Genomic DNA, 8660 nt, shown 5'->3' with positions numbered 1-8660 from the left:
CGGCGGTTTCCTCGATGGATGCCGCCTGCGATTCCGTGCGCTGCGCCAGATCCTGACTGCCGGTGGAAATCTCGCTCGACGCATCCCGCACGGTGCGCGCCGTATCATTGAGTTGGCCCGCAATGCCGGTCAGTTTCTCCGCCGTGTCATTGGCATCATTCTGAATGCGAGCGAACACGCCGGCGAAATCACCCTGGATGCGGCGCGACAGATCGCCATCCGCAAGACCCGCCAACACGGCACTGATCTGCTGCAGCGAACGATCCGTGACATCCAGCAACCGGTTGATGCCATCGGCGATACGCCTCACCGCTCCGTTCAAATTCGCGTTGTCCACACGATTGGCGAGATCGCCGTTGACTGCCGCCTCGATCACCATTGCGACCGCGCGATCCAGCTCCGCCTCCTGGCGCTGACGCTCGGCTTCGCTGCGTTCTCGCTCGGCCAACTGCTGCGCCTGGCTATCTGCCCGTTCGCGCTGCAACGCCTGATTCTGGGCAATCTGCGCCTTGAAGACATCCAGACTGCGCGCAATATCGCCAACCTCGTCGCCTCGGCGCAGGCTGGGAATCACCACTTCCTGCCGCCCCGCCACCAGATCGGTGATGGTTGCCGTAATACCACGCAACGGCCGGCTGACCAGAAGGACCGTGCCCAGCACCAGCGCGATCACCAGAACAACCAGAAGGCCACCGCCCATGTAGAGCGCGCTCTGGGTGCTTCTAGCATTCGCCTCATTCAGCGGAACCAGGCTTAGCGCGACTGACAGCGCCCCAACATAATCCTTGTCGCGACCAGCCGTGACGGGCACTGAAATGATGAAATGATCGTCCCCGTCCAGACGGGTTTCCGCCTTGCCTGATTTCAACGACTGCTCAACCGCCGGGGTAAAATCCTGCGCGAGTTCCTGATACAACGGATATCGCTTGCTTTCATATTTCACGATGGGTTGGCGCTGCGCGTCGAACACCACAACATTCGCCAAGGCGCTGCCTTCGAACTCGGCAACGCCTTCCAGGGTGGGCGTGATGGTTTCGGGCTTGTTCCAGCGGACGCCGCCAGAAACCTGCTGCGCGGCAAGCGTGATGATCTGCAGATAGCTGTTGCGGAAATCCTCGATGGCGGCCTTGCGGCGCACCTGCAGCTGGACCGCCACCGTCGCGGCCACCGCGGCGCAAACGATAATCGCAATCAGAAAGCCGAGCTTCTGAGACACCGACAGCCGCAACCCGGTTTTGGCCGGCCTCGCGTGAAGCGGGGCCGATATCGACATCGACGCGACATTCTGCATGATCCACTCCTGTCCGACAGGGATGTCGTGGAAATTACATTTCCATAAGCATTTCGACGTCGAGACCAACGGTCACGGCGCCAATCACGCTGTTCGAGGCAGGATCGACGATGGAAACGCTGACCTGGGTCTGGAATTTCTGGGTCGATTCATCCTGATCGACCTTATCGACGAAAACGGCATTGGGTCCAACCGAGAAGGTCTTTTGCCATTTCGCCTCATCGCCCTGCCAGTAATCGGAGGTGACGTCGCTCTGTCCGACATTCAGGCCCTTGTTGTCCATCACGAAGATTTCGGTCACCAGTCCCTTGGACTCGGCTTCCTTTTTCTTCAGGTAGGCCGAAAGCGGATTGGCCATCACCTCGTTGATCAGCGGCTTGGCCGGAGCCTTGGTTTCGGCGCGCCACTGCTTGTCGAGGGCGTCGATCTTGTCCGGCATCAAGCCGGCATGCTTGGCATTCTGCGCCTTCACGGCGTCGATCACGGCCGGATCCTTCATCCAGGTTCGCAATGTCTTCTCCGCCCAGGCCTGCGCCTTCGGTACATGCTTGTCCTGCGCCATGCCAGGCGCCGCAAGCAGGGCAATCATGGCGAACGCGGCAAAAACGCTGCTGATGGTGCGGATTTTCATTGGTGTCCCCTTCCTGTTAAGCGGTCAGGCAATGCCTTGAATGGGCATGCATGACTCCTTCGTATTGTGATTGTGCGCGGTCTGCACATTAAGAAAGAGTAACCCGGCAATTTTATGCACGCCGGGCCACCAGGATGCAGTGCAGCACGCTACCTTCGGAAGCAGGCATGACTCAGCGGCGCAAACCTTCGCGTGCGGGCGGTGATATTGCGAAGTTGCGATGTAAACGGATTAAATTGGCGGAAATTTCCGCGCGCGCTTACACAGTAGCGATCGGCGAGGATGGCGAGCCGACCGCGCCGGTAAGCCGCAACGGCGGCGCGGTGAGCAGGAAGCGGCTGCGCTTATGCTGCTTGAGATATGCCGCCAGTTCGGAGAGGTACCATAACTCGCCGAGCGGTATGCCCTGCTTGAACAGGCAATGCTCATGCAGCGGCAACATGGCATGACTGCCGTCCACAGCCAAAGAAGCCGTTTCTCGGGCGGGCAGGCCCTCGACGGCGTAGTTGTCGGCGATCAGGCAGCTCACGCCGCTGTCGGTAATCCAGTTCAGCAGCGCCCTGTCACGGCCATCCAGCACGGCGCAGGAATTCTCCAGCCGGCGCAGATCGGGTTTGCGCCCCATGCTTAAGACAACATCGCCGAAGCCGGTGTAGAAGCAGAGCATGTCGCCCTTCTCTACCTCCACTTTCTGCGCCTGCATCGCCTGCATCAGGCGGTCGTAGCCGATCCACTCGCGGCGCTCGCCGCATTCGTCATGCAAATTCACCAGCACGCCACGACCCTGCAGGCCGTGCCGGGCGAAATTGTGGATGCCCAGCGCCTCGGTGCCTTTGGACGGAAACCGCTCCAACCGCGGTTCGCCCACGTTACGGTCCTCGACATCCGGCACATCGCTGCCGCCGCGCCAGCCGTTATAGAAGACGCGCTCAGGCGCGCCGTCGCCATCGGCATCGAACATCGAACCGATATGGGCAAAGCTGTCCCATTGCGTGGAATACTGCAGGTAAAGCAGGGCCGCATCATCGCTGGAGACATCCGTGACGCGCGGATCGTACAGCGAGAGCGGCAGGGCCATGTTCGGCCGCCCCTCGCGCACGACTGCGAATAATTGCGGCGGGAAGCGGCGCGGATTGAGCAGATTGCCGCCGGGATATTCCAGCGGCAGCGACAGGCAGAAGGTTCTGCCCTCGCGCACCTCGGCAATGCCCTGCTTCACCTTTTCGGGCGTGATCCAGTTGACGCGGCCGATCCGGTCGTCCGGCCCGAAGTCGCCCCAGTTCGACCCTTCGGGCCGGTTTTTCCAGCGTGCCATTGACCCTCTGACTATACGGTTTAAGCCACGGCTTAAGCCGCGCGCTCCTGCATGGCGGCATAGGAATAATGTTTCCAGCGCGCCTCGACCGCATCATGCAGTTCCTTGCGCAGGCCAGCCGCGAACACGGTTTCCGCCACCAGGAAGGTCGGGCCGATCAGGGCCTGCAGCAGGTTGTCGGCCAGGGCCGGGCGGCGGCCCTCGAAGGCATGGCCGACCAGCTGGAACACCCAGCCGCCGACAAAGAAGACCGCGAAGGTGACCCAGCCGGTGGTGCTGCCCATGGCAGCGACCTGCTCGGCCAGCAGCATCAGCACGAAACCGACCAGCACCATCAGGCCACCGACCGTGCGGTCGAGCCAGAGATAGAAGATGCCAGTGGCGAACCACAGCGCGGCGGCCAGCGTGATCGTGGCCTGGCCGCCCCAGAGTTCACCCAGCACCACCCAGTGCAGCGGGATGAAGATGGCAAACACGATGGACGGGATGCCGATGAAATGGGTGGCCCGGTTGCGCGGATCGCGGTGATAGGCCGAATACATCGCCATCTGCTCGACGAAGAACGGGTTCATGGCGGTTTCCTCCGGATTTTTCTGTGCCTGCGAGTCGCGGCCGAGTCGCCGCCTGAAGGCTTCTTGTGGATAAGCCTAAAGCCCCCTAAGGCATTGTCAATTGTGGAGTTTTCGCGCTGCCGTTGCGTCAGCGGGAAAGGGTTTGACTCTGTTGCACCGCAGCCTATTCTCGCGGCGTCGCATTCAGTCCGGCGGGAGAGACGCGAAACCCGAGCTTTAACGGGGGCCCGCGCGCCGAAGGAGCAACCGCCCCGGAAACTCTCAGGCCGAAGGACCGACCGGACTGGCGACACTCTGGAAAGCGGATCGGGGGTCCAATCCCGATCCCACCGAAGGAGTAAGCTCTTCTTCAGGAAGGGCGAATCTCTCAGGTCCCGGGACAGAGGGGGCGAACGGCGAAACCACCCGCCGCTTCGACTCTGACTCTGTTCGCAAGGGGACCCTCGCTTGGGCGATACCGAAAACCTGAACGTCACGCCGCTGAATGCTCTCCACAGGGAGCTTGGCGCGCGCATGGTCCCCTTCGCCGGCTATGACATGCCGGTGCAGTATCCGACCGGCATCCTCACCGAGCACAAGCATACCCGCGCGGCGGCCGGCCTATTCGACGTCTCGCATATGGGCCAGGTGAAGATCACCGGCGCCGATCCGGCCAAGGCGCTGGAGGCGTTGGTACCCGGCGACATCGTCGCGCTGGATGTGGGCAAGATGCGCTACACTCTGTTCACCAACGATGCGGCGGGCATTCTCGATGACCTGATGGTGAACAAGCGCGACCGCGACCTGTTTGTAATCGTCAACGCCGCCTGCAAGGAGCAGGATATTGCGCATATGCGCAGCCACCTGAAAGGCTGCGAGGTGGAATACCTGGAAGACCGCGCCCTGCTGGCCCTGCAGGGCCCGGCGGCGGTGGATGTGCTCTCGCGCCTCAATTCCGTGATGCCGGCGATGAGCTTCGGCATGGGCGCCACACTGGCGCTTGGCAAATACGAGGCTTTCGTCACCCGCTCGGGCTATACCGGCGAAGATGGCTTCGAGATTTCGCTGGCCGCCGACCAGGCCGAGGAATTCGCGCGCTGGCTGCTGTCGCAGCCGGAGGTGAAGCCCATCGGGCTGGGTGCGCGCGACTCCCTGCGCCTCGAGGCCGGCCTCTGCCTCTACGGCCATGACATCGACACCACCACGACGCCCATCGAAGCCGGCCTGGCCTGGACGATTTCCAAGCGGCGGCGCGAGGAGGGCGGCTATCCCGGCGCCGCCGTCGTGCAGAAACAGCTGAAGGATGGCGTCTCGCGCAAACGTGTCGGCATCCAGCCCGAGGGCCGGGCCCCGGCCCGCGAAGGCACGGAAATCCTCAACGACAAGGGCGAGAAGATCGGCGTGATCACCTCGGGCGGCTTCGGCCCCAGCGTCGATGCCCCGGTCGCCATGGGTTATGTCGCCAGTGATTACGCCAAGGCCGGCACGCCGCTCAGCCTGATGGTGCGCGGCAAGCCGCTGCCCGCCAGAACCTGCACCCTTCCCTTCATCACCAAACGCTACGCCAAGTAAGGAGACGATCCATGACCACCCGTTACACCAAGGACCATGAATGGATCCGTCTCGATGGCGATGTCGCCACCGTAGGCATTTCCGATTACGCCCAGAGCCAGCTCGGCGACGTGGTGTTCGTCGACCTGCCCGCTCCGGGCAAGACGGTGGCTGCCGGCGCCGAAGTGGCGGTGGTGGAATCCGTGAAGGCCGCCAGTGAGGTCTACGCGCCAGCCTCCGGCGAGGTGGTAGAAAGCAACCAGGCGATTGCCGATGACCCGGCGCTGGTGAACCGCGCCGCGCAGACCGAGGGCTGGTTCGTCAAGCTCAAGCTGTCCAACAAGACCGAGCTGGATGCCCTGATGGACCAGGCCGCCTACGACGCCTACCTGAAAACCCTCTGACGCAAGGAGCGCGAGATGCGCTATCTCGGTCTGACCGAAGCCGATCGCAGCGAAATGCTGGGCGTGATCGGCGCGCCCAATATCGATGCGCTGTTCAGGGATGTGCCGGCCGGCGCGCTGAACCCGGCCATCGACCTGCCGCCGCACCAGGGCGAGCTGGAAGTCGAACGCGCTTTCGCGGCACTGGCGAAGAAGAATGTCTCGCCGATGGACGTGCCATTCTTCCTCGGCGCCGGCGCCTATCGCCACCACGTGCCGGCCGCCGTCGACCACCTGATCCAGCGCTCGGAATTCCTCACCTCCTACACACCGTACCAGCCCGAGATCAGCCAAGGCACGCTGCAATACCTGTTCGAATTCCAGACCCAGGTGAGCATGATCACCGGCATGGATGTGGCGAATGCGTCGATGTATGACGGCGCCACCGCGGCCGGCGAGGCCGTGCTGATGGCCCAGCGCATCACCAAGAAAGCCAAGGCCGTGTTGTCGGGTGGCCTGCATCCGCATTATCGCGACGTGGTCGGCACCCTGATGGACCAGACCGACCAGCCGCATGTGGCGGCCCCCACCGACTTGGCCGGCAACGAAGACCTGAGTGGCCTGATCGACGACCAGACCGCCTGCGTCGTGGTGCAGAACCCGACCGTGTTTGGCCATCTGCGCGATCTGTCCTCGCTGGCCAAGGCGTGTCAGGCCAAAGGCGCGCTGCTGGTCGTGGTGGTGACGGAAGTCACCTCGCTGGGTCTCGTCACGCCGCCGGGCGCCATGGGCGCCGATATCGTGGTGGCCGAAGGCCAGGCGCTGGGCGTGCCGCTCAGCTTCGGCGGGCCGTATGTCGGCCTGTTCGCCACGCGCGAGAAGTATGTGCGCCAGATGCCGGGCCGGCTGTGCGGCGAGACGGTGGACCAGGACGGTCGGCGCGGCTTCGTGCTGACGCTGTCGGCCCGTGAGCAGCATATCCGCCGCGAAAAGGCCACCTCCAACATCTGCACCAATTCCGGCCTCTGCGCGCTGGCTTTCACCATCCACCTGAGCCTGCTGGGCGAAGCCGGCTTCACCCGGCTGGCCGAGATCAATCATGGCAAGGCGGCGCAACTGGCCGGGAAACTGGCCGGCCTGAAAGGCGTGAGCATCGTGCCGCAGGCCTTCTACAACGAATTCGCCGTCACCCTGCCGAAGCCGGCAACCGATGTGGTGGAAAAGCTGGTGGCGAAAAACATCCTCGGCGGCGTGCCGGCCGCGCGGCTTTTCCCGGGCGAAAAGGCCCTGGACAACGTGCTGCTGGTTGCCGCCACCGAAACCAATAGCGAAGACGACATGGACAAACTTGTCGCCGCCCTGAAGGAGGTGCTGTGATGCTGAACCGTCAGGGGCGCCCCACCACGCCGAACCAGGCCGCCGACAGCGCGGCTGTGGGCACCATCACCGGCAACCGCGGCCTGCAGATGGAAGAAGCCCTGATTTTCGAGCAGGGCGTCGAGGGCCGCAGCGGCGTAGACCTGCCAGCGCCGCCGAAAGTGGCCGATCGCCTTGGTGGCCTGAAACGCTCCGGGAAAATCGGCCTGCCGGGCCTGAGCGAGCCGCAGGTGATGCGCCATTACGTGCGGCTTTCCCAGAAGAACTATTCCATTGATGCCGGGCTTTATCCGCTGGGCTCCTGCACGATGAAGCATAATCCGCGCCTGAACGAAAAGATGGCGCGCCTGCCGGGACTGGGCGACCTGCATCCGCTGCAGCCGGTTTCCACCGTGCAGGGCGCGCTGGACCTGATCGACCAGCTTGCCGGCTGGCTGAAGAAGCTGACCGGCATGCCGGCCGTAGCGATGTCGCCCGCCGCCGGCGCCCATGGCGAACTCTGCGGCCTGATGGCGATCCGCGCGGCCCTGAAAGCCCGTGGCGATGTGCGCAAGCGTATCCTGGCGCCGGAATCCGCCCACGGCACCAATCCCGCGACAGCGGCCTTGTGCGGTTACACGGTCGATCCGATCCCGGCCACGGCCGATGGCCGCGTCGACCTCGATGCCCTGCAGGCCAAGCTGGGCCCGGATGTGGCGGCGATCATGCTGACCAACCCGAATACCTGCGGCCTGTTCGAGCGCGACATCCGCAAGGTGGCCGACATGGTGCACACCGCCGGCGCCTTCTTCTACTGCGACGGCGCCAACTTCAACGCCATCGTCGGCAAGGTGCGGCCGGGTGACCTGGGCGTGGACGCCATGCATATCAACCTGCACAAGACCTTCTCCACGCCCCATGGCGGCGGCGGCCCGGGCTCCGGCCCGGTCGTGCTCTCTGAAGCGCTGAAGGACTTCGCGCCGCTGCCTTACGTGGTGCATGCTGCGGATGGCTTCAAACTGGTGGAGGCCGGCGACGCGAAAAGCTTCGGTCGCATGAAGGCCTTTCACGGCCAGATGGGCATGTTCATCCGCGCGCTGGCCTACATGATGAGCCATGGCGCCGACGGCCTGAAGCGCGTGGCGGAAGACAGCGTGCTGTCGGCCAATTACGTGATGGCCTCGCTGAAGGATGTGATGAGCCCCAGCTTCGAGGGCCCATGCATGCACGAGGCCCTGTTTGATGACCGCTTCCTGAAGGATACCGGCGTCACCACGCTGGATTTCGCCAAGGCGATGATCGACGAGGGCTATCACCCGATGACGGTGTATTTCCCCCTCGTCGTGCATGGCGCCATGCTGATCGAGCCGACCGAGAGCGAAAGCAAGGACAGCCTGGATACTTTCGTGGGCACCCTGCGCGGCCTGGCCGGGAAGGCGAAGCAGGGCGACCAGGCTGAGTGGTTCCACGGCGCGCCCTACATGACACCGCGCCGCCGTCTGGACGAAACCCGCGCTGCCCGCGCCCCGGTGCTGCGCTGGAAACCCGGCACCAACGGCGCGCCGATCGACAAGGCGGCGGC

Annotated in this window: 8 protein-coding genes and 1 riboswitch; of the genes, 4 read left to right on the top strand and 4 right to left on the bottom strand. The window is 63.7% G+C overall.

What is annotated here, in order from left to right; all coding sequences use genetic code 11:
- The 4 genes from Q1J79_RS14060 to Q1J79_RS14045 all read right to left on the bottom strand — a co-directional run.
- A partial coding sequence (locus Q1J79_RS14060) for a methyl-accepting chemotaxis protein (protein WP_300301469.1) occupies window positions 1-1291 on the bottom strand: 1291 nt, incomplete at its 3' end.
- A 34-nt stretch (window positions 1292-1325) separates the two neighbouring features.
- A complete protein-coding gene (locus Q1J79_RS14055) occupies window positions 1326-1922 on the bottom strand; it encodes a hypothetical protein (RefSeq protein ID WP_300301467.1) in 597 nt (198 codons plus the stop codon).
- A gap of 259 nt (window positions 1923-2181) precedes the next feature.
- Window positions 2182-3237, bottom strand: a complete 1056-nt coding sequence (locus Q1J79_RS14050) for a cyclase family protein (protein ID WP_300301465.1) — start codon at window positions 3235-3237, stop codon at window positions 2182-2184.
- Window positions 3238-3269: 32 nt separating this feature from the next.
- Window positions 3270-3809, bottom strand: coding sequence for a DUF962 domain-containing protein (locus Q1J79_RS14045; protein WP_300301463.1), 540 nt, complete (start codon window positions 3807-3809; stop codon window positions 3270-3272).
- Between the two features lie 284 nt (window positions 3810-4093).
- A riboswitch (glycine riboswitch) is annotated at window positions 4094-4202 on the top strand.
- 54 nt (window positions 4203-4256) lie between these two features.
- Here Q1J79_RS14045 and gcvT point away from each other — a divergent pair.
- From gcvT to gcvPB, 4 genes are all read left to right on the top strand, one after another.
- Window positions 4257-5360 carry a glycine cleavage system aminomethyltransferase GcvT gene (gcvT, locus tag Q1J79_RS14040; protein WP_300301461.1) on the top strand — a complete coding sequence of 368 codons (1104 nt, stop codon included), beginning with the start codon at window positions 4257-4259 and terminating at the stop codon, window positions 5358-5360.
- Window positions 5361-5371: 11 nt separating this feature from the next.
- A complete protein-coding gene (gene gcvH / locus Q1J79_RS14035; protein ID WP_300301459.1) occupies window positions 5372-5743 on the top strand; it encodes a glycine cleavage system protein GcvH in 372 nt (123 codons plus the stop codon).
- Window positions 5744-5758: 15 nt separating this feature from the next.
- Window positions 5759-7099, top strand: a complete 1341-nt coding sequence (gene gcvPA / locus Q1J79_RS14030; RefSeq protein ID WP_300301457.1) for an aminomethyl-transferring glycine dehydrogenase subunit GcvPA — start codon at window positions 5759-5761, stop codon at window positions 7097-7099.
- Window positions 7099-8660, top strand: a 1562-nt coding sequence (gene gcvPB, locus Q1J79_RS14025) for an aminomethyl-transferring glycine dehydrogenase subunit GcvPB (RefSeq protein WP_300301455.1), incomplete at its 3' end; no start/stop codon positions are given. The genes gcvPA and gcvPB, both read left to right, overlap by 1 nt.

Source organism: Ferrovibrio sp. (assembly GCF_029255545.1).
GTDB lineage: Bacteria > Pseudomonadota > Alphaproteobacteria > Ferrovibrionales > Ferrovibrionaceae > Ferrovibrio.
Note: the sequence above shows the minus strand (reverse complement) of the source record. Positions and strands in the feature narration are given on the sequence as shown.

Coding starts and splice junctions, on each gene's coding strand:
- Q1J79_RS14055 (WP_300301467.1), bottom strand. CDS start 1,922: ATGAAAATCCGCACCATCAGCAGCGTTTTTGCCGCGTTCGCCATGATT.
- Q1J79_RS14050 (WP_300301465.1), bottom strand. CDS start 3,237: ATGGCACGCTGGAAAAACCGGCCCGAAGGGTCGAACTGGGGCGACTTC.
- Q1J79_RS14045 (WP_300301463.1), bottom strand. CDS start 3,809: ATGAACCCGTTCTTCGTCGAGCAGATGGCGATGTATTCGGCCTATCAC.
- gcvH (WP_300301459.1), top strand. CDS start 5,372: ATGACCACCCGTTACACCAAGGACCATGAATGGATCCGTCTCGATGGC.
- gcvPA (WP_300301457.1), top strand. CDS start 5,759: ATGCGCTATCTCGGTCTGACCGAAGCCGATCGCAGCGAAATGCTGGGC.